We start from the raw sequence: 20,744 nt of genomic DNA, 5'->3' as shown, positions 1-20,744 counted from the left end.
AGTTCCGCGCTTGAAGTCAGGGAGACGACTGTCGAAGGCTTGCATTAATGCTTGACCTGAGGCTGCCGACGGTATTGCAGAGCAATGAGAGCCAAGGCGATAGCCTAGCGCTCGAAAATGTCTCGATTGTGTCAGTTGCGGCGCGTAGGCCCAATATCTAGGGGTTACGGCGCGCAGGGGCGACAAGATAATGCTGGCTCAAGGCCAATGCAAGGCGGCCTACTGGGATAACCTGTGGATAACGTGTGTGCGGTTTGTGGGCGAAAGCGCAGCGTCCGGCCGCAGGCCGCATGGCTGCGGCGCTCGGCCGAATGCCGACGAAATACGCGCCGCCGGGCATATTTTGATGATGGTCAATGACACAACATATTGTGTTTGCTGCTGCCCGCTTTTTGTGCATCGTTCGGGCCCGGGCGTTGGGTACAATGCGCGCTTGTTCGTTTGTGGCCTGATGGTTCGGCAGGGGGCGGGGGATGGAGCAAGAGACGTGGCGGATTCTCATTGTTGAGGACGATCGACGGCTGGCCGAGCTGACGCAGGAATATCTGCAGAGCAGTGGCGGCTTCGAGGTATCGATCGAGTCGGATGGCGCCTGCGCCGCCGAGCGCATCATCGAGGAACGCCCGGATCTGGTGGTGCTCGATCTGATGTTGCCCGGCGAGGATGGCCTGTCCATCTGTCGGCGTGTGCGTGATCGCTACGATGGTCCGATCCTCATGCTCACCGCACGGGCCGACGATCTGGATCAGGTGCTGGGGCTGGAAACCGGCGCCGACGACTACGTCTGCAAACCTGTTCGCCCGCGTCTGTTGCTGGCGCGAATCCGCGCCTTGCTGCGCCGTCAGCCGCAGGACGCGCCGGCCAATGCCAAGCGCCTGCAATTCGGCCCGTTGGTGATCGACAGCGCGTTGCGCGAAGCCTGGCTGCGCGAGCAGCAGATCGAGCTGACCGGCGCCGAGTTCGATCTGCTCTGGCTGCTGACCTCCAATCCCGGACGCATTCTTTCCCGTGAAGAAATCTTCGCCGAGCTGCGTGGCATCGAGTACGACGGCCAGGACCGCTCCATCGATGTGCGCATCTCGCGTATTCGCCCCAAGATCGGTGACGACCCCGATCACCCGCGGCTGATCAAGACGGTACGCGGCAAGGGCTATCTGTTCGTTTCCGAAGCTGCCGTGGCGATGGTGTAGCGCTGCCGCCCATGAACTCGATTTTCCTGCGCATCTATGGCGGCATGCTGGGGGTGCTGGTGCTGGTCGCGCTGCTCGGCGCCGGCGGCTTGCACCTGCTCAACCAGTCCCGCGCGGACGATCACCGCGAGCGCCTAGCCAGTGGCACTTTCCGCCTGATGGCGCACAACATGAGTAGCATGACGCCGATCGAGCGGCGCCAGGCGGCGAACCTCTGGGGGCGGCTGCTGGGTATTCCGCTGCGGGTGCGCACGCTGGATGACGTTCGCCTGGAAAGCCGTCTGGAGGCGCGCTTGCTGCGTGGGCAGGTGCTGGTCGAGCAGATCCGACCGCAGAGCACCACGGTGTTCAGTCTAGTCAGCGCGCGGGATCGGCTGGTGCTTACTGGGGAGGTGGAGCAGCTCAGCGAGCAGCTGGCGCGCGCGACTATCTATCTGCTGATCGACGAGCTGATCCGCTATCCCGAAGCCGAGCAGCCGCAGCGCTTGGCCGAGCTCAAGCAGGCGCGTGGTTTCGGCTTCGATCTGGAATTGCTGACCCGCGACAGTGCCAACCTCGATGACGACCAGCGGCGACGGCTGGACGAGGGCGACACGGTGATGGCGCTCGCTCGCGGCGGTGATGCTGTGCGCGTATTCGCGGCCATCGCCGGCACCGGCTGGATCATGCAGCTCGGCCCGCTGTACCAGATGAATCCCTTTCCACCGCAGCTGCTGATCCTGATCGGCCTGCTTGGCCTGTCGCTGATCGGTCTCACGGTGTATCTGCTGGTGCGCCAGCTGGAGCAGCGTCTGAGCGTGCTGGAAGGCGCCGCGACCCGCATCGCCGCGGGCAATCTGGAAACCCGCGTGCCGGACGTCGGCACCGATTCGGTCGGGCGTCTGGCCGCGGCATTCAATGGCATGGCGCGGCATCTGCAGCGCCTGCTGGCCGTGCAGCGCGAAATGGTCAGCGCCGTGGCCCATGAGCTGCGCACGCCGGTCGCACGTCTGCGTTTCGGCTTGGAGATGACTGCCGAGGCGCCGACCGACGAGGCCCGGCGCAAGTACCTGGAAGGCATGGACGGCGACATCGACGACCTCGATGCGCTGGTCGACGAGATGCTGGTGTACTCGCGGCTGGAACGCGGCTCGCCGACCCTGAACTTCCAGCAGGTCGACCTCGGCGCGCTGGTCGATCAGGTGATCGGTGAGCTGGCGCCGTTACGTCCCGATGTCAGCGTCAGCCGTGGCGAATGCGCAACGGCCGCCGATGGCAGCTGTTGGGCCGAGGCGGAGCCGCAATACCTGCGCCGCGCCCTGAGCAACCTGATCAACAACGCCATGCGCCATGCCAATAGTAGGGTGCAGGTCAGCTTCGCCATCGATGGGCAAACGGTGCGGCTGGATGTGGACGACGACGGCCCCGGCGTGCCGGAGGCGGATTGGGAAAAGGTCTTCACCCCGTTCCTGCGTCTGGATGACAGCCGCACCCGCGCCTCGGGTGGGCACGGGCTGGGTCTGTCCATCGTGCGGCGGATCATCTATTGGCACAGCGGCCGCTCGCAGTTGAGTCACAGCGAGCTGGGTGGGGCGCGCTTCAGCCTGGTGTGGCCGCGGCACCGGCCGGACTGAGCGTCGCAGCGTCGGGTGAACCTCCAAGGCTCACCCTGTGCTGCGGTTGCGTCGGTGCCGTCAGCGGATGCGGCCTTCTTGCAGTTCCAGCTCATCCTTGGCGAAGTCGTCGACGTCGATGACCTTGCGGCGAGCGAGTTCCGCCGTTCGCAACTGCTCGGCTTCGACGGCGTCGATGACACCAGCCGTCAATGCTGCGTCGACCAGGCTCTCGCCGGGGGCGGGTTGTACGCTGCCGGCCTTCACCGCCTTGGCCAGTTTCTTCGCCGTGCCCTGACTGCTGGCAATGGCCTCGAACGCGTGCTTCAGCGAACCAAGGGGCTGCTCTGGATCATGCGGGCGATACATGCCGTCGAGAATGCTTTCCAGGGCTGGATCGCCCTCCGGACGGCCGAGCAGTGCGGCGACTTCGGCGTCCAGTACATCCGACGGCCCTTTGTGGCGTGCGCCGAACGGGAATACCAAGGCATGCAGCAGATGCCCGAGGATGCGGTTGGGGAAGTTGGCCAGCACGTCCTGCAGGGCGGATTCGGCCTTCTCTAGGCAATCCTCCAGCGCCCAGCGCAGCAGCGGTTCCTGCGCGGTCGGGTGGCCGAGGTCATGGAACTGCTTGAGCGCTGCAGAGGCGAGGTAGAGATGGCTGAGCACGTCACCGAGGCGCGCGGAAAGCCGCTCGCGACGCTTGAGTTCGCCGCCGAGGAGCATCATCGATAGGTCCGCCAGCATGGCGAATGCCGCCGCGATGCGGTTGAGTGCGCGGAAGTAGGGCTGCGTGACCTTGTTCCCAGGCACGCGCCCCATCAGGCCGAAGCTCAGGCCGAGCAGCAGGGTGCTGGCGGTATTGCTGACGGCGAAGCCGATGTGCTGCATCAGCAGGTCGTCGAACTTCACGACTGCCGCTTCGCGATCCGGCTCGTGGACCAGCTCCATCTCACGCAGCACGAACGGGTGGCAGCGGATCGCGCCCTGGCCGAAGATCATCAGGTTGCGCGAAAGGATGTTGGCGCCTTCGACGGTGATGGAGATCGGCGCCGACAGCCACAGCCGTCCCAGGTAATTGTTCGGGCCGAGGATGATGCCCTTGCCGCCGTGAATATCCATGGCATCGGTAATGCAGGCGCGGCCGCGCTCGGTAAGGTGGTACTTGAGAATCGCCGACAGCACCGAGGGCTTCTCGCCAAGATCGACAGCATTGGCGGTGAGGATGCGCGCGGCATCCATCAGCCAGGCGTTGCCGCCGATGCGCGCCAGCGGCTCCTGAATGCCTTCGAAGGCGGCCAGCGGCACATTGAACTGCTCGCGGACCTGCGCATAGCGGCCACCCACGTAGCTGCAGACCTTGGCGGCGCTGGTGCCGGTCGCGGGCAGGGAAATGGAACGACCTACCGACAGGCAGTTCATCAACATCATCCAGCCTTTGCCGATCATGTCGCGGCCGCCGATGATCGCTTCCAGCGGCACGAAGACGTCCTTGCCCCAGTTCGGCCCGTTCATGAAGGCTGCGCCGAGTGGCAAGTGCCGGCGACCTATGTCGATGCCGGGGGTGTCGGTGGGAATCAGCGCCAGGCTAATGCCCAGTTCTTCCTCATCGCCGAGCAGGTGATCCGGGTCATAAGTCTTGAAGGCCACACCGAGCAAGGTCGCGACCGGGCCGAGGGTGATGTAGCGCTTCTCCCAGTTCAGGCGCAGGCCGAGCACTTCCTCGCCCTGCCATTGGCCGCGGCAGATGACGCCGCTGTCGTTCATCGCGCCGGCGTCGGAGCCGGCGTAGGGGCCGGTGAGGGCGAAGCAGGGGATATCGGTGCCGTTGGCCAGGCGTGGCAGGTAGTGGTTGCGCTGCTCTTCAGTGCCGTAGTGCATCAGCAGCTCGGCTGGGCCGAGGGAGTTGGGCACCATGACGGTGCTGGCCAGGTCGCCGCTGCGGGTCGCCAGCTTCATCACGATCTGCGAATGGGCATAGGCGGAAAAGCCCTTGCCGCCGTATTCCTTGGGGATGATCAGCGCAAAGAAGCCTTCGGCCTTGATGTAGTCCCACGCGGCGGGCGGCAGGTCCATCCGTTGCGCGATATCCCATTCGCTGACCAGTGCGCAAAGTGTTTCGGTAGGGCCGTCGAGGAAGGCTTGTTCTTCCGCGGTCAGGCGCGCCTTCGGATAGCCGAGCAGGGTGTCCCAGTTGGGCCGGCCGCTGAACAGCTCACCATCCCACCAGACGGTGCCAGCATCGATGGCGTCGCGCTCGGTGGCGGAGATCGGCGGTAGCACCTTCTTGAACCAGTCGAACATCGGCCCGCTGAAATACTTGCGGCGCACATCCGCGACCAGCAGCGGCACAGCGACGGCGATCAGTGTCAGCCAGAGCAGGAATACCACCACGCCGGATGTATCGGCGGCCGTCATGAAGATCAGGTAGGTGGCGACGATCACCAGCGCCGGCACCGGCGACACGCGCAGGTGGGCGAGTACAGCGATGCCGAGCAGCAGGACCAGTAACCAGAGCAGCGTCATGAGTCTTATCCTTTTAGGTTCGAAAAGCTTCCGTCTTCAGCATAGGCGCTTGCGCCGCTGCGGCGAAGGTACGAGGTGTAGCTGCGGGTTGCGGCGACACCTGGATGGGTCAAGCGCGTGGCTGGGCGCCGCGGGATTGGCTTTCGGCGTCCCCTGCGTTCTGGTTGGCGGCGGGTTTTTCCTGCGGCACGCCCGCCACGCTTATTTCCGGCAGGCTGCCGCCGATGAACTCCACGCTGCGGGTCGGGAAGGCGAACTGCACACCCATCTCGCGAATGCCCTCGAGCAGCGCCAGGTTGATCTCCTGTTGAGTGTCCATGTACCGGTTGTAGTCCGAGACCTGCATGATGTAGACGACCTCGAAGGTCAGCTGGCTGTCGTCGAAGCCGAGAAAATGCGCACGGTCGAATTTGGCAGCCTCGATACCTTCGATGATGCGTTTCACCAGCGCCGCAACCTCTTTCACCTTTTCGGTGGGCGTGTTGTAGGTGATGCCGAACTTGAACACGATCCGCCGGGTATTCATGCGCTTGTAGTTGTGCACGATCTGGCGCAGCAGATCCGCGTTGGCAATCACCACCTGCTCACCGCTGAGGGCGCGGATGCGGGTGGTCTTCAAGCCGATGTGCTCGATATTGCCGGCCACCTCGCCGAACACCACGAAGTCGCCAATCTCGAAGGGCTTGTCCACGCCGATGGACAGCGAGGCGAAGATGTCGCTGAGCAGTGTCTGCACCGCCAGCGCAATGGCGATACCGCCGACACCGAGGCTGGCGATCATGGCGGTGATGTCGACGCCCAGGTTGGCCAGGATCGACAGCAGCATCATGGTCCAGACCACGATGCGGATCATGATGCCGATGATGGTGGTGGTAACCGGATTGCGCGCCTTGCCGTCGCGGGTCAGGCTTTCCATCCACAGGCGCACGCCGGTATCCATCCACAAGGCGAACTGGAATGCCAGTGCGATGAACCAGCCGTGGGACATGGTCGATTCCCAGCGTGGCGATAGTTCGACCGTCTTCAGGGCGATGAGCAGCGAGAAGGCCAGAATCAGCAGATTACTGGTGCGTGAAAGCAGTTCGGCGGCGATCCCGATGAACTTGGTTTTCGACCCTGTCGCCAGCTTGCTCAGGCGCCGGGTCACGATGCCAAGAATGGTGCGCAGGACCAGAAAACTGACGATGGTGATGCCCAGCACGATCGCCAGGTTGATCCAGAATGTCTCGTTGAGCAGGGCGTCCCAGTTCATTCATATCCTCCGGCAAGGGTGCGCTTGATGCGGCGAAGACCACGTTTTTCAGTGGTCCATGCTGCGCATTAGTTCCCTTGCTGGCGGCCGGGCGGGGTGATGTGGCGGGTTTATCTGCGATGGCGCATCAGTTGCGCTGCAGGATGGCGGCAAGCTGGTCGTAGCTCCCGGCATTGATGACCTGGCTGTAGCCAAGCTTCTCGAGGACGTCCTGCGCGGCAGACGAGCGCCGGCCGCTGCGGCAGTAGAGGACCACGGGGGTGTCCTTGTCGGGCGCGACGTTGCCGATGCGCTGGGCAAGGTCTGGCGTCTCGATTCGCCTGGCGCCAGGTAGCGCGCCTTCGGCGAATTCTTCGGCCGTTCTGACATCGATCAGGACGGCGTCCGGTCGTTGCATTACCTGTAGGGCCGTGTTTCGGTCGATTTCGCCGGCCGTGGCGCCAACGCTCAGGGCAAGCAGTACGAACAGGGCGGGCGTGCGCATCGGGGTTACCTCATGGCGCGCCTACGGCGCGCTCAGCTGAATATGCGGGTCAGATTGGGCAGGATCAGAATCACTGCCGTGGCGATGACGATCAGGGTCGCCTGCCGGAACTTCTTCTGCTTGAGCATGACATGGCCTTTTATTCTTGTGTGTAGCGGATTGTCGCCTTGCCGAACAGGCTGAGACGGTACGGCGTTTGAGGTTCCCACAAGCCGTGGCGTAGAAACGAGACGTGCCGGACATTCACTCAGCTGCATAAACGCAAGCAAGTTCCACACCAGCAAATTGACCTGACGATGAAGCTGCGGCGTTCTTTCGATTGTCTTCCGTGAGTAACCCAATGGGAGGTGACCGATGAAAAAGCCGAAGCTAACGACAATATTGTTGCTCACCGCCGTTTCGACGGCTGCGCTCGCTCAGCAGCAAGAGATGTCGCTGCAGCAGGAGCGCGAGCAGATGGGCGCTGATTTGGAGGAGAATCGCCAGCAGATCGGGCGAGATATCAACCGTATCCGTGAACCCGGGGCCACGCAGAACGACGCTCAGGGCATCAATCGAGGTGGCGTGCAAAGCGACGCCGACAACCCACGACCCAACGTGCCCGGCACTGCGAACCCGCCGGCAGGTACAGGTTTACCCAGCGCCCAGGACAACGTTCAGCAGCCGAATCGCGATCTGGGGACACCCCCCGCGCCGGGTGCCACGCAGCCGCAAGCGACTCCGGGTGGTGCCAATGGGAACGTCGGTCAGGATGGCGTCACGCCTCCGGGTGGAATCGGAACAGGTAGCGGTAACGGCGCAGGTGGTGCGAGCAGTGGAGGTGCTGCGACTGGCGGTGCGACGGGTGGAGCGGCGGGCCGTTAGGTTCGTTGGGGTGCGCGGCCGTTGCCCAGTCGTTCGACGCTGGCCGCGTCGGGTTGGCCATCGAAAAAGACCTGCAGTGCTTGTTCGAACAGCGTCGGCTCCGGGGCGGTGGCAGCGAACAGCGTCATGGATGAGTGGAACTTCAGGTCGTCCGGGCTTCCAAGAATCTGTCGCGCACTACCGTCACGATGTTCGAGCATCGCTTCGGTACAGGTCTGCAGGCGAGGGCCGAGGATAGGGTGCTGAAGATAGGCAATCGCCTCGTTGCGCCCCGATATGGCGTATTGCTGTGCCATTGCGCTGCGACCGAGGCCCTGCAGCTGCGGAAAGATGAACCATATCCAGTGGGTGCGCTTGCGGCCACCGCGCAGCTCTTTGAGCGCCCGTTCGTAATGGTCGCGCTGGGCATCTACGAAGCGTTGCAGATTGTGAGGGTCGGCCATAGCTTTCGTCCCGGCAGAGGAGGGAAGGGCAAATCTGCTACAGCTTGACCGGGGCGGCAACCGGCGATGGATGCATGGCAGGCTGGCGCAGCGGGTCAGTCGGACCCTGAAACGCAAAAACCCCTGACTTCGCGTGAAGTCAGGGGTTTTGCTTGAATCTAATATGGCGGTGAGGAAGGGATTCGAACCCTTGATACGATTTCTCGTATACACACTTTCCAGGCGTGCTCCTTCAACCGCTCGGACACCTCACCGGATCGACGGAGGTTCATGTCCGTCGAGGCGCGCTAATGTAATCGAACGCACTGCCTTTGGCAAAAACTTTTTTAGCTTATTCATGCGCTTAACAAATTCGTCTCGCTCAGGTGACAGGCTGCACGTTCCGCTAGACTGCTGTTACGTCGCTGGCTGATGCCTGAGTTATTTTGAAAGGAAGCCGAGGGAGTTCACTCGTTCCATGAAACTGACACGCAGGTCAGGCAACCACACCGATACCTTGTTGGTGCCAACCCGTCGCCGGGTTTCCACCGCCAACTTGGAGTTGGGTATGTACGTCTGCGAGCTGGATCGGCCATGGAATGAAACCAGCTTCGCATTCCAGGGTTTTCCGCTGCTGACGCCCGGTGAACTACGCGCCCTCCGCAACTGTTGCGTGTACGTCTATGTCGACGACACCCGGCAAGTCCGCCTGCAGCAAGACGCCGCGGTCGCGACCGCGGCGCCGCGCATGCGCAAACCGCAGGAGCGCCAGTACCATGCGCTCTCGACCGAAGTCGAGGAGGCACGCGCGGCCTATCTGGACGGCTCGCAGCTAATCGACCAAGTGCTTGCCGATGTACAGCATGGCCGGGTGATCGACACCAGAGCGTGCCATGGTGCTGTCAAGCGGAATCTGGCGAGCATGCTGCGCAACGAGAGCGCCATGCTCTGGCTGATTCGGCTGAAGAACAAGGATCTGTATACCAGCCTGCATTGCCTATCCGTTTCGATCATGGCGATGGGGTTTGGCAACCATCTCGGTCTGCAGGACGACAAGCTGCAGCTGCTGGGGATGGCCGGGCTGCTGCATGACGTCGGCAAGATGCGCATCGATCCCGCGATCCTCAACAAGCCCGGCAAACTGACGCCGCAGGAGTTCGAGGTCATCAAGCGGCATCCGGTCTTCGGCCTGGAAGCGCTTCGGGCACAGCCCGGGATTCCAGAGGCGGCGCTGCATGCAGCATACGGCCATCATGAGCGGCTGGATGGCACCGGCTATCCGTTGGGCTCGGGGCCCACGCAGATTTCTTACATGACGCGCATCATCACCATCGTTGACGCGTTCGACGCCATCACCAGCCATCGGGCCTACGATTGTGCGCGGCCGGTGCAGGCGGCCTTCGAAATCCTGCGCAGTGGCGGTGGTAGGCAGTTCGACGAAGACCTGGTGTCTGAGTTCATCCGCTGGCTGGGTGCCTTCCCGGTCGGCACGCTGGTGGAGCTGCACACCGGTGAAGTCGCCGTGGTGGTGGAGAAACACAAGCAGCTCCAGCTACGCCCACGCGTGGTGGTGCTGCGCGATGCAGCGAAACAGCGCTGTGCTCCGCGTTATCTGGACCTGGCCCAGGTCACGGTGGACGAGGAGGGCACGCCATATCGCATTTCCATTGGTTTGCCGGATGGCTCCTTCGGGCTGCATATCGCCGATCCGGAGCTGCAATCTATCCTGCATCCAAAGACATTGGCCGACTTCGAGAAGGAAGCCTGACCGGCCTTTAACCGCGACTCATTGCGCCTTTCAAGGGCTCGGGCGTGACCGCTCGGTCGGTCACCGCGCTTTACCTCAGCCTGAGCGCTGGGTAACGTCTGCCCACTTCAAAAACAAGGAATCTCGTCATGAGTGAGCTGGTCTCCTACCAATTCGAAGACGGCGTCGCCACGCTGACGCTGTGCAATGGCAAGGTCAATGCCCTGTCGCCTGCCGTGTTCGAGGCGCTCAACGCCGCGCTGGATCGCGCTGAGCAGGACCGTGCCGTCGTGATTCTCACCGGGCAGCCGGGCATTCTGTCCGGCGGCTACGACCTCAAGGTCATGACCTCCAGCCCGCAGAACGCCATGGCCCTGGTCGCAACCGGTTCGACCTTCTCACGCCGCATGCTGGCGCACCCGTTCCCGATCATCGTCGCCTGCCCAGGGCATGCGATTGCCAAGGGTGCCTTCCTGCTGCTGTCTTCGGATTACCGCATCGGCGTCGAGGGGCCATTCCATATCGGCCTCAACGAAGTGCAGATCGGCATGACCATGCACCATGCCGGTATCGAGTTGGCGCGCGACCGTCTGCGTAAGTCGGCCTTCCACCGTTCGGTGATCAATGGCGAGATGTTCGATCCGGCTGGCGCCGTGGATGCCGGCTTCCTCGACAAGATGGTGCCGGCCGGCGAGTTGCTGGCAGTCGCCAAAGCCACAGCCGAGCAGCTGAAGAAGATCAATATGGTGGCGCACAAGAACACCAAGCTGAAAGTGCGCAAGGCGCTGCTGGAAACCCTGGATCAGGCGATCGCCTTGGACCAGCAGCACTTCGGCTGATCCTTCGCCAGTTGCGCAAGAGAATTTCTTCTCGAGTGCGCACGAGGGCCGGCCCTGCGTTTACACTGCGCGAGTGACGCCCCGCCGATGGCGGGGCGTTTTCATTTCTCATTCCGTGTCGCCTCGCAGGAGAGCCCCGATGTCCGCCCCGCACACCCCGGTAGAACGCGCCGATTTCGACCAGGTCATTGTTCCCACCTTCGCCCCCGCGGCCTTCGTGCCGGTACGTGGCCTGGGCTCGCGAGTATGGGATCAGAGCGGTCGAGAACTGGTGGACTTCGCCGGCGGCATTGCGGTCAACGCGTTGGGTCACGCGCATCCGGCCATGGTGGCGGCACTGACCGAGCAGGCCGGCAAGCTCTGGCACATCTCCAACATCTATACCAACGAGCCGGCGCTGCGCTTGGCGAAGAAGCTGGTGGCGGCGACCTTCGCCGACCGCGCGTTCTTCTGCAATTCTGGCGCTGAAGCCAACGAGGCGGCGTTCAAGCTGGCCCGTCGTTACGCCCATGATGTCTACGGCCCGCAGAAATTCGAGATCATTTCTGCGCTGAACAGCTTCCACGGCCGCACCCTGTTCACCGTTACGGTAGGCGGGCAGTCGAAGTATTCCGACGGCTTTGGACCGAAGATCGAGGGCATCACTCACGTGCCTTACAACGATCTCGAGGCGCTGAAAGCTGCAATTTCCGACAAGACCTGCGCCGTGGTGCTGGAGCCGATCCAGGGCGAGAGCGGCATCCTGCCGGGCGACCAGGCCTATCTGGAAGGCGCGCGCCAGCTATGCAACGAGCACAACGCGCTGCTGATCTTCGATGAGGTGCAGACCGGCCTTGGTCGTACCGGCGAGCTGTTTGCCTACATGCACTACGGCGTCACGCCCGACATCCTGACCAACGCCAAGAGTCTGGGCGGCGGCTTCCCTATTGGCGCGATGCTGACCACCAACGAGATCGCCGCGCATCTGAGCGTCGGCACGCACGGCACCACCTATGGCGGCAACCCGCTGGCCTGTGCGGTGGCCGAGACGGTGCTGGATATCGTCAACACGCCCGAGGTGCTCGAAGGCGTCAAGGCGCGGCACGAGCGGTTCAAGGCGCGCCTGATGCAGATCGGTGAGCGCTACGGCGTATTCAGCCAGGTCCGCGGCCGCGGCCTGTTGATCGGCTGCGTGCTGAGCGATGCCTGGAAGGGCAAGGCCGGTGCCTTCTGCGCTGCTGCCGAGAAGGAGGCACTCATGGTGCTGCAGGCCGGTCCGGACGTGGTCCGCCTGGCGCCGAGCCTGGTCATCGACGAAGCTGACATAGACGAGGGGCTGGATCGTTTCGAGCGCGCCATCGCGACGCTGACCCGGGCCTGATCATTTCCCATGCGCGGCGCTGCGAGCGTTGCGCGTTCTACGAGTGAGAGCAATTCAATGAGCGATAGCCTGCAACTGGTTCTGGAAGATGTCGACGGAACCCAACTGGAAACTTCCTGCACCCGTTTCGCCGTGATCTGGCAGGGCCGCGAGGTCTGGATTCAGCAGGTCGGCAACGGTCAGCTGATGATCGGCGTGGACGTCGAGGATGGCGACACCGAGTACGCCAATCTGGTGCTGCGCCCGTTGGCCACCAATCTGGTCAGCCTGCAGCTGGAAATGGAGCCGGTCGAGGCCGATGACGACGAGCACGTCCACGGTCCTGACTGCAACCACTGACGGTTCCCCGGCATGCTCGCCCTTGGCAAGCTGCTGGAATTGACCCTCGCCGGGCGCGAGCCCTGCGAGAAGGTCCAGCTCACCCCGCGAGGGGTAAAGCTGCACTGGCTGGCCGACGGTGCACTGCTGGTATCGCCGCCGAGCGGCCAGGATCAAGGCGTTGACCTGCTTCTGTCGGCGGGCATACACGGCAATGAGCTCATTCCCATCCATGTTCTGGATCGCCTGATCCGCGCGCTTGCGCGAGGCGAAGTGCAGCCCCGTGCGCGACTGTTGTTGCTGTTCGCCAATCCGGCAGCAATGCGCAGAATGGTGCGGCAGGTCGAGCACGATCTGAATCGCCTGTTCCTCGGCAAGCATGCGGATGTCTGGGGCAGCGAAGCCATTCGCGCCGCAGAGCTTGAGGCATTGGTCAGCGGCTTCTTCAGCCTGCCAGGCCGCCAGCGCCTTCATTACGATCTGCATTCGGCGATGCGCCCGTCGCGCCTTGCCCAGTTTGCAATCTGCCCCTGGAGCGAGGGGACGCAGGTCGCGCCCCTAGCCTTGACGCGCTTGCAAGGTCTGGCAGTCGAGGGCGTGCTGCTGCAGCGCCAGGCCAGTTCTACCTTCAGCGCGATGACCGCCACGCTCCATGGTGCCGAGGCGTTTACCGTTGAGCTCGCCGAAGGCAAGGATGAATCCCTGCCGGCTGCGGTGCTGCAGTTCGAGCACGGTTTGATCTCGATGGTCGAAGGTCGCGAGTCGTCGACCGCCAGTAATGCGCCGCCGCAGTTACTGCAGATATCTCGCGAGGTCATCAAGCGCAGCCCGCGGTTTCGCTTGTGCGTGCCCGCCGATATTGAGAATTTCGCGCTACTGCCGCTCGGCAGTTTGCTGGCCGAGGATGATGGTATGCGCTGGGTGGTCGACGAGCCGGGTGCGCGCATTCTGTTTCCCATGCCTGAAGTCGCCGAAGGGCAACGCGCGGCGCTGATCGTGGTGCCGCTGGACGAATTCGAACCGAAGCAGTGAAGCATTCGCAGCGCAAATGTGCGGTTGCAATCGGCTAGCGATGCCCATATCTACCTCCATTCCCTTCGCGTTGTGTGCACCTTCTTATGAGTACTGCTCTGTCCATCCGGCAGTTGACCAAGACCTACGGCAACGGCTTCCAGGCCCTCAAGGGCATCGATCTCGATGTCGCCGAAGGCGACTTCTTCGCGCTGCTCGGCCCCAATGGCGCCGGCAAGTCCACCACCATCGGCATTCTTTCCACCCTGGTGAACAAGAGCGGCGGCACGGTCAACGTGTTCGGCCATGACCTGGATCGCGACCCGTCCGGGCTCAAGCGCTGCCTGGGCGTGGTGCCGCAGGAATTCAACTTCAACCAGTTCGAGAAGGCCTTCGATATCCTGGTCACCCAGGCCGGTTACTACGGCATTCCGGCGAAGATCGCCAAGGAGCGCGCGGAGCGCTACCTCAACCAGCTGGGCCTGTGGGATAAGCGTGACGTGTCCTCGCGCATGCTCTCCGGCGGCATGAAGCGTCGTCTGATGATTGCCCGTGCGCTGATCCATCAGCCGCGCCTTTTGATTCTTGACGAGCCAACCGCAGGTGTGGATATCGAGCTGCGCCGCTCGATGTGGTCGTTCCTCACCGAGCTCAACCGCGAGGGGATCACCATCATCCTCACCACGCACTACCTGGAAGAGGCCGAGCAGCTGTGCCGCAACATCGGCATCATCGACCACGGCCAGATCGTCAAGAACACCAGCATGCGCGAGCTGCTCAAGCAGCTGCACGTGGAAACCTTTCTGCTCGATCTTAAGGAGTCGCAACTGGTGGCGCCTGAGCTGGGCAGCTATCCGTCGCGGCTGATCGATCATCACACCCTCGAAGTGCAGGTGGAGAAGAGCCAGGGTGTCACCGAGCTGTTCCGCCTGCTCGGTGCCCAGGGCATCGAGGTGCTGAGCCTGCGCAACAAGACCAACCGACTGGAGGAGCTGTTCGTGTCGCTGGTGGAGAACAACCTGAAGGTGAAGTCATGAGCGGCGAGCTACATCCCAACCTCATCGCGCTGCAGACCATCGTCCAGCGCGAGATCCGTCGTTACACACGCATCTGGCCGCAGACGCTGCTCCCCCCGGCGATCACCATGGTGCTGTACTTTGTCATCTTCGGTAGCTTGATTGGCGCTCGCATCGGCGATATGGGCGGCTTCAGCTACATGGATTACATCGTGCCGGGGCTGATCATGATGTCGGTGATCACCAACTCGTACAGCAACGTCGTGTCGAGCTTTTTCAGCACCAAGTTCCAGCGCTCCATCGAGGAACTGCTGGTCTCACCGGTATCGCCGCATGTGATCGTCATCGGTTTTGCCCTGGGTGGTATCACCCGCGGGCTGGCGGTGGCGGTGATCGTCACGCTGTTGTCGATGTTCTTCACCGATTTGCAGGTGCATCACCTGGGCGTGACGGTGTTGGTGATCACCCTGACGGCGAGTATCTTCGCCCTGGGGGGCTTCATCAACGCGGTGTTTGCGCGCAATTTCGACGATATCTCGATCATCCCGACCTTTGTGCTGACGCCGCTGACCTACCTGGGCGGAGTGTTCTACTCGATCAACCTGCTGTCGCCGTTCTGGCAGACGCTATCGCTGGCCAACCCGGTGCTGCACATGGTCAACGCCTTCCGTTACGGCATTCTCGGGGTCTCCGATATCCGCATCGGCGTGGCGATCAGCTTCATGCTGGTGGCAGTGATCGCGCTCTATCTGGTGTCGGTTGGCCTGCTCAAGAGCGGCCGGGGCATGCGCCAGTAGACGTGCTCCGTTCGGCCGCCGCGCCGATGTCGCTGAAAAGAACGCCGCGAAGCGCTAAACTTCGCGGCGTTTTCGTTCAGGTTCTCTTCCCATGCAGCATCCCGCCGAACATTCCCCTCTGGGCAAATCCAGCGCCTACGTTGCAACCTATAGCCCCCATCTGCTGTTCCCGATCCCGCGTGCGCCGAAGTGGGCCGAACTTGGCCTCACGGCCGAGACGCTGCCGTATCAGGGCGTGGATCTGTGGAATTGCTACGAGCTGTCCTGGCTGCTGCCTTCCGGCAAGCCGGTTGTGGCGATCGGCGAATTCGAGATTCCGGCGGATTCGCCGAACATTATCGAATCGAAGTCGTTCAAGCTCTATCTGAACTCGCTGAACCAGTCGGTGTTCGAGTCGCGAGAAGCGCTGGTCGAAGTGATGAGCCGCGATCTTTCCGCTGTCGCTGGCAAGCCGGTGAAGGTGCGCTTGCGCACCCTGGATGAGGTCACAGCAGAAGGTGTCGCGGTGCTACCGGGTCGTTGCATTGACGATCTGGATGTGACCATCGAGCATTACGACCATCCGCAGCCCGAGCTGTTGACCTGCGATACCGGCCGTGTGGTCGAGGAGTTGCTGCATAGTCACCTGCTCAAGTCCAATTGCCCGGTAACGGGCCAGCCGGACTGGGGCAGCGTAGTCGTCGAGTACCGCGGCGCGGCGCTACAGGCGGAGAGCCTGTTGGCCTATCTCGTAAGTTTCCGTCAGCATGCCGATTTTCACGAGCAGTGCGTGGAGCGCATCTTTCTCGATCTGCAGCGTCTGCTGCAGCCGGAGAAACTGACGGTCTATGCGCGCTATGTGCGTCGCGGCGGGTTGGATATCAATCCGTATCGCAGCACCGAGGCGCTTGTCGTGGACAATCGCCGCCTGGTCCGTCAATGACGCAACGGGTCGCGTCGGCAGCGCGACCCGGAGCCTGCTTCAGATGCCCATGTTGGCCAGGGTCTGCATGATGTTGCGCAGCGTCATGGCCATGTTCGGATGGCTGACTTCGAAACGTTCTACCGCCAGGTTGACGCCGTCTACCAGGGAGTCGTTGTAGTCGCTGGTGCCCTGAGCCGCCAGGCGAGCCTCGATATCCTGGGCGATCGCGTGGAGCGAAGCCCGTTCCTCGTCGGTCAGCGGCGTGTCCTGGGCCAGTTGATTACGCAGTTCTTCGAGCTGCGACTGCAGATCATGTTCCGGCATTTTGCTTCCCTCTCATGGGTTTACGAGCGACGTGGTAATAACCTCGATAGCCGAAGGTTAAACCAGCGGCTGGAGCTTGTCTGTGCCTTTGCGGGAAGGAGCGAGGACGAGTTCTGTAGCACGCAGGCCGCGTGTCCGCCTGACTGCCGAAAATCAGGCGATCACTCTATACTGCGCGGTCTGCGTCGGTGCGCCGCATGCACCAATACCAAGGGAGAAAAAGCAATGCCCAAGATCGCTACGGCCTGGATCGCCGTGCTCAAGGCCGGTTTCGTCGCTACGGTCGCCATGCTTGGCGCGGCGCCTGCGCTGGCGGCTGAGGAAGATCCGTGGGAAGGCGTCAACCGGGCGGTATTCCGTTTCAATGACACCGTCGATACCTACACCCTCAAACCGCTGGCCAAGGGCTACCAGAAGGTGACCCCAGAGTTCGTCGAAGACGGCATCGGTAACGTGTTCAGCAACCTTGGTGACGTGATCGTGCTGACCAATGATCTGTTGCAGGGCAAGGTCCGCGACGCCGGCATCGATACCAGCCGTATCCTGTTCAACACCACCTTTGGTGTGTTCGGCTTCTTCGATGTTGCGACCCGCATGGGGCTGCACAAGAACGATGAAGACTTTGGCCAGACCCTCGGCGCCTGGGGGCTGGGGAGTGGCCCGTACGTCGTGCTGCCGCTGCTGGGGCCGAGTACCGTGCGTGATGCCGTCGGCCGCGTGCCGGATTCGTTTCTTGAGCCCTATCCGCATATGGAGCACGTGCCGACCCGTAACGTGACGCGCGGAATCGATCTGGTGGATACCCGCGCCGGTCTGCTGTCTGCCGAGAAAATGATTCGGGGTGACCGCTACATCTTCGTGCGCAACGCCTATCTGCAGAATCGCGAGTTCCGGGTCAAGGATGGCGAAGTCGAAGACGACTTCTAAAACATGGCCGCGCTTGCTGCGGCCATTTGTCGAGCAGGGTCAGGACATCGAAAGGATGGCCAACCCCAGGCTCTGCCGACCGTCTTCGAGCTGGCTGACGCGCACCACTTCGGTCTGCGCGTCGAGCCCCTTGAGCTCGCTATGTTCGGACGGGATCAGTACGCGAACCTTGTCGCCCATGCGTAGCTGAGCATTCGTCAATACCTGCATGCCCGTGCTGGAGAGGTCGATACAAGTGGCGCTCAGTTTTGTATCGCCATGTTCCAGTGCTACGGCAGTTTCGATCTGCATCCGAATGAAGTCGCGTTTTTCGCTGTAATCGCGGTCTTTCTGGCTCATGGTTTCAACCTTTTATATATGGCTCGCGGCATTCTTATAGCTCCCCTCAATTCGACCTGTAAAGGCGCCGGCCGGTCGGCTTGAAACGCCGATCGTATGGGAGTACCGTCTGCGCCTTGAATCGAACCCAAGCCCGGCGTCATGCGGGGCCAATGTTTTCGCCAATCATCCTGGCGACCCCGCCTGGTAGGAACATGCATAAACCAAGCGCGACGCTGCTGATCATAGATGACGACGATGTGGTTCGAGCCAGTCTGGCTGCCTATCTGGATGACAGTGGTTTTCGTGTCCTGCAGGCCGGCAATGGCCCGCAGGGCATGGAGCTCTTCGAGTCGGAGCAGCCCGATCTGGTGATCTGCGATCTGCGCATGCCGCAGATGGATGGCCTCGAGCTGATCCGGCAGATCAGCGAGCGCCAGCTCGACCTCCCGGTGATCGTGGTTTCCGGTGCCGGCGTGATGAGCGATGCGGTAGAGGCGTTGCGCCTGGGCGCCGCCGATTACCTGATCAAGCCACTCGAAGACCTGGCGATGCTCGAGCATTCGGTACGCCGGGCGCTGGACCGTTCTCGTTTGCGGCTGGAAAATCGCCGCTATCGTGAACAGCTCGAGACGGCCAATCGTGATCTGCAAGCCAGCCTGCACCTGTTGCAGGAAGACCAGGACGCCGGTCGCCAAGTGCAGATGAACATGCTGCCGGTGACGCCCTGGAGCGTCGATGGCTTCGACTTCGCCCACCAGATCATCCCATCGCTGTACCTGTCCGGTGACTTCGTCGACTATTTCCGCGTGGATGAGCGGCGTATCGGTTTCTACCTGGCCGATGTTTCCGGCCATGGTGCCTCCTCGGCGTTCGTGACCGTGCTGCTCAAGTTCATGACGACCCGACTGCTGTACGAGTCGCGCCGTGGCGGCACGCTGCGCGAGTTCAAACCGTCGGAAGTGCTAGATCACATCAACCGCGGGCTGATCAATTGCAAGCTGGGCAAGCACGTGACCATGCTGGGCGGCGTTATCGATCAGGAGCATGACGTGCTGCACTACAGCATTGGCGGTCATCTGCCTATGCCGGTGCTGTACACGGGAGAGGGCGCGCACTATCTCGAAGGGCGCGGGTTGCCGGTCGGGTTGTTCGTCGAGGCGACCTATCAGAATTTCGAGCTGAAGCTGCCCGAGACCTTCAGCTTGACCTTGCTCTCCGACGGCATTCTGGACCTTTTGCCCGGCGACACACTCAAAGAAAAAGAGTCCGCGCTGCCCGGTCTGATTACCGATGCCGGTGGCACGCTGGATGGATTACGTCGAGTCTTCGGGTTGGCCGAGCTGGCTGACATGCCCGACGATATCGCCTTGCTGGTGTTGAGCAGGAACCTTGCATGAGTACTGGTAGAATCCAGTTCGCCGAAATGGATGGCACCTTTGTTCTGAAGTTCATTGGTGAGATCCGTCTGACGCTTTGCTCGGCGCTGGATGCAACGATTGAGAAGATCTTCTCGTCGCGCAATTTTTCGTCCATCGTCATCGATCTGACCGAGAGCCGCAGTATCGACAGCACCACGCTAGGTCTGCTGGCCAAGCTGTCGATCCTGTCGCGGCAGAAGGTCGGCATGTTGCCGACTCTGGTCACGACGCACCCGGACATTACCCGCCTGCTGCAATCAATGGGTTTCGATCAGGTATTCAATATCGTTGATACACCGTTGCCTTGCCCCGAGTGTCTGGCTGATTTGCCATCGCAGGACCAGTCAGAGGAGATCGTGAAGGCCAAGGTGCTCGAGGCTCATCGCATCCTGATGAGCCTGAACGAGTCCAACCGCGAGGCCTTCCATGACCTCGTCACCGCATTGGAGCGGTCCTGATCAGGCCAGCTTGGCCAGCAGGGCTTCGAGTTTCTCCTGATCCCGCGCGAACTGACGGATGCCTTCGGCGAGCTTTTCGGTCGCCATCGCGTCCTCGTTCAGGCCCCAGCGGAAACTCTTCTCATCCAGGCTGATACGCGCCTCTGATTCGCGACCGGGCTCCAGTTTGCGTTCCAGCGTGCCGCTGGCTGCGGCCAGGTCGCCGAGCAGTTCCGGGCTGATGGTCAGCCGGTCGCAACCAGCAAGTGCCTCGATTTGTCCGACATTGCGGAAGCTCGCGCCCATAACCACTGTCTTGTACCCGTGTGCCTTGTAGTAGTCGTAGATGCGGCTGACCGATTGCACGCCCGGATCTTCCGCGCCCTGGTAATCACGACCTTCGTGCTTCTTGTACCAGTCATAGATGCGGCCAACGAACGGCGAGATCAGGAAGACGCCGGCCTCTGCGCACGCCACGGCCTGGGTGAAGGAGAAAAGCAGGGTCAGGTTGGTCTGGATGCCGGCTTTCTCCAGTTGTTCCGCTGCCCGGATACCTTCCCAGGTCGAGGCGATTTTGATCAGCACGCGCTCGCGGCTGATGCCGGCCTGCTCGTAAAGACCGATCAGGCGCTCGCCGCGCTGAACCATGGCCTGGCTGTCGAACGACAGCCGCGCGTCGACCTCGGTGGAGATGCGTCCGGGGATCAGTTCCAGAATCTGCTTGCCTACCGCGACGGCGAACAGGTCGCACGCCAGGCCGATGTCGCCTTGGCACTGCTTCATCGCGTTCGCCAGGTCATCGGCATAACGCGGCATGGCCGCTGCCTTGAGCAGCAGTGAAGGATTGGTCGTAGCATCGACCGGTTTCAGGCGAGCGATGGCGTCGATGTCGCCTGTATCGGCGACGACGGTGGTGAACTGCTTGAGTTGTTCCAGCTTGGAAGTCATGTAAGAGGGGCTCCGTCCTGTGAGTGGCATGACCTTACCCGAGCCAG

Annotated in this window: 21 protein-coding genes and 1 tRNA gene; 14 read left to right on the top strand and 8 right to left on the bottom strand. The window is 62.1% G+C overall.

Annotated features, from left to right (window positions below; all coding sequences use genetic code 11):
• Positions 1-473: 473 nt before the first annotated feature.
• Positions 474-1,190 (top strand): winged helix-turn-helix domain-containing protein, encoded by a 717-nt coding sequence (locus tag UIB01_RS13490; protein ID WP_038661379.1) that lies wholly within the window; start codon positions 474-476, stop codon positions 1,188-1,190.
• A gap of 11 nt (positions 1,191-1,201) precedes the next feature.
• A complete protein-coding gene (locus tag UIB01_RS13485; RefSeq protein WP_038661377.1) occupies positions 1,202-2,803 on the top strand; it encodes an ATP-binding protein in 1,602 nt (533 codons plus the stop codon).
• Positions 2,804-2,863: 60 nt separating this feature from the next.
• Here UIB01_RS13485 and UIB01_RS13480 read toward each other — a convergent pair whose 3' ends face one another.
• From UIB01_RS13480 to UIB01_RS13470, 3 genes are all read right to left on the bottom strand, one after another.
• Positions 2,864-5,308, bottom strand: coding sequence for an acyl-CoA dehydrogenase (locus UIB01_RS13480; RefSeq protein ID WP_038661374.1), 2,445 nt, complete (start codon positions 5,306-5,308; stop codon positions 2,864-2,866).
• Between the two features lie 109 nt (positions 5,309-5,417).
• A complete protein-coding gene (locus UIB01_RS13475; protein ID WP_038661371.1) occupies positions 5,418-6,560 on the bottom strand; it encodes a mechanosensitive ion channel family protein in 1,143 nt (380 codons plus the stop codon).
• A 127-nt stretch (positions 6,561-6,687) separates the two neighbouring features.
• Positions 6,688-7,044, bottom strand: a complete 357-nt coding sequence (locus UIB01_RS13470; protein WP_038661368.1) for a rhodanese-like domain-containing protein — start codon at positions 7,042-7,044, stop codon at positions 6,688-6,690.
• Between the two features lie 354 nt (positions 7,045-7,398).
• Between UIB01_RS13470 and UIB01_RS13465 the strand changes: the two genes are divergently transcribed.
• Positions 7,399-7,908, top strand: a complete 510-nt coding sequence (locus tag UIB01_RS13465; protein ID WP_038661365.1) for a hypothetical protein — start codon at positions 7,399-7,401, stop codon at positions 7,906-7,908.
• Here the strand turns inward: UIB01_RS13465 and UIB01_RS13460 are convergent.
• Together UIB01_RS13460 and UIB01_RS13455 are read right to left on the bottom strand one after the other, a co-directional pair.
• The gene (locus UIB01_RS13460) at positions 7,905-8,351 is read right to left on the bottom strand and encodes a DUF1810 domain-containing protein (protein ID WP_038661362.1); all 447 of its coding nucleotides are present in this window, start codon (positions 8,349-8,351) and stop codon (positions 7,905-7,907) included. The genes UIB01_RS13465 and UIB01_RS13460 overlap by 4 nt on opposite strands.
• A gap of 164 nt (positions 8,352-8,515) precedes the next feature.
• Positions 8,516-8,605 (bottom strand) — tRNA-Ser (locus UIB01_RS13455).
• 203 nt (positions 8,606-8,808) lie between these two features.
• Here UIB01_RS13455 and UIB01_RS13450 point away from each other — a divergent pair.
• The 8 genes from UIB01_RS13450 (at position 8,809) to queF (ending at position 16,340) form a co-directional block, all read left to right on the top strand.
• The gene (locus UIB01_RS13450; protein WP_038661359.1) at positions 8,809-10,098 is read left to right on the top strand and encodes an HD-GYP domain-containing protein; all 1,290 of its coding nucleotides are present in this window, start codon (positions 8,809-8,811) and stop codon (positions 10,096-10,098) included.
• Positions 10,099-10,226: 128 nt separating this feature from the next.
• The gene (locus tag UIB01_RS13445; RefSeq protein WP_038661357.1) at positions 10,227-10,916 is read left to right on the top strand and encodes a crotonase/enoyl-CoA hydratase family protein; all 690 of its coding nucleotides are present in this window, start codon (positions 10,227-10,229) and stop codon (positions 10,914-10,916) included.
• 139 nt (positions 10,917-11,055) lie between these two features.
• Positions 11,056-12,276 (top strand): aspartate aminotransferase family protein, encoded by a 1,221-nt coding sequence (locus UIB01_RS13440; protein ID WP_038661354.1) that lies wholly within the window; start codon positions 11,056-11,058, stop codon positions 12,274-12,276.
• A 57-nt stretch (positions 12,277-12,333) separates the two neighbouring features.
• On the top strand, positions 12,334-12,615 hold the full coding sequence (locus UIB01_RS13435) for a hypothetical protein (RefSeq protein ID WP_003282913.1): 282 nt from the start codon (positions 12,334-12,336) through the stop codon (positions 12,613-12,615).
• Between the two features lie 12 nt (positions 12,616-12,627).
• The gene (locus tag UIB01_RS13430) at positions 12,628-13,626 is read left to right on the top strand and encodes a succinylglutamate desuccinylase (protein ID WP_038661351.1); all 999 of its coding nucleotides are present in this window, start codon (positions 12,628-12,630) and stop codon (positions 13,624-13,626) included.
• 86 nt (positions 13,627-13,712) lie between these two features.
• Positions 13,713-14,642 carry an ABC transporter ATP-binding protein gene (locus UIB01_RS13425; RefSeq protein WP_038661348.1) on the top strand — a complete coding sequence of 310 codons (930 nt, stop codon included), beginning with the start codon at positions 13,713-13,715 and terminating at the stop codon, positions 14,640-14,642.
• On the top strand, positions 14,639-15,418 hold the full coding sequence (locus tag UIB01_RS13420; RefSeq protein WP_038661344.1) for an ABC transporter permease: 780 nt from the start codon (positions 14,639-14,641) through the stop codon (positions 15,416-15,418). Before UIB01_RS13425 ends, UIB01_RS13420 begins: the two co-directional genes overlap by 4 nt.
• 91 nt (positions 15,419-15,509) lie before the next feature.
• Positions 15,510-16,340, top strand: a complete 831-nt coding sequence (queF, locus tag UIB01_RS13415; protein ID WP_038661341.1) for an NADPH-dependent 7-cyano-7-deazaguanine reductase QueF — start codon at positions 15,510-15,512, stop codon at positions 16,338-16,340.
• 39 nt (positions 16,341-16,379) lie between these two features.
• On the opposite strand, the gene UIB01_RS13410 is transcribed toward queF, so the two are convergent.
• Positions 16,380-16,646, bottom strand: coding sequence for a DUF4404 family protein (locus UIB01_RS13410; protein ID WP_038661338.1), 267 nt, complete (start codon positions 16,644-16,646; stop codon positions 16,380-16,382).
• Positions 16,647-16,871: 225 nt separating this feature from the next.
• On the opposite strand from UIB01_RS13410, the gene UIB01_RS13405 reads away from it, so the two are divergent.
• The gene (locus tag UIB01_RS13405; protein WP_038661335.1) at positions 16,872-17,573 is read left to right on the top strand and encodes an MlaA family lipoprotein; all 702 of its coding nucleotides are present in this window, start codon (positions 16,872-16,874) and stop codon (positions 17,571-17,573) included.
• A 39-nt stretch (positions 17,574-17,612) separates the two neighbouring features.
• Here the strand turns inward: UIB01_RS13405 and UIB01_RS13400 are convergent, their stop codons facing one another.
• Complete coding sequence (locus UIB01_RS13400; RefSeq protein WP_038661332.1) at positions 17,613-17,912, bottom strand: PilZ domain-containing protein; 300 nt, start codon at positions 17,910-17,912, stop codon at positions 17,613-17,615.
• 194 nt (positions 17,913-18,106) lie between these two features.
• On the opposite strand from UIB01_RS13400, the gene rssB reads away from it, so the two are divergent.
• On the top strand, positions 18,107-19,291 hold the full coding sequence (gene rssB, locus UIB01_RS13395) for a two-component system response regulator RssB (RefSeq protein WP_014820050.1): 1,185 nt from the start codon (positions 18,107-18,109) through the stop codon (positions 19,289-19,291).
• Positions 19,288-19,770 carry an anti-sigma factor antagonist RssC gene (gene rssC, locus UIB01_RS13390; protein ID WP_038661325.1) on the top strand — a complete coding sequence of 161 codons (483 nt, stop codon included), beginning with the start codon at positions 19,288-19,290 and terminating at the stop codon, positions 19,768-19,770. The genes rssB and rssC overlap by 4 nt, the downstream gene beginning before the upstream one ends.
• Here rssC and tal read toward each other — a convergent pair whose 3' ends face one another.
• On the bottom strand, positions 19,771-20,697 hold the full coding sequence (gene tal, locus UIB01_RS13385) for a transaldolase (protein WP_038661324.1): 927 nt from the start codon (positions 20,695-20,697) through the stop codon (positions 19,771-19,773). It abuts the gene before it with no gap.
• Positions 20,698-20,744 lie beyond the last annotated feature (47 nt).

The organism is Stutzerimonas decontaminans (genome assembly GCF_000661915.1).
GTDB classification, from domain to species: domain Bacteria; phylum Pseudomonadota; class Gammaproteobacteria; order Pseudomonadales; family Pseudomonadaceae; genus Stutzerimonas; species Stutzerimonas decontaminans.
Note: the sequence above shows the minus strand (reverse complement) of the source record. Positions and strands in the feature narration are given on the sequence as shown.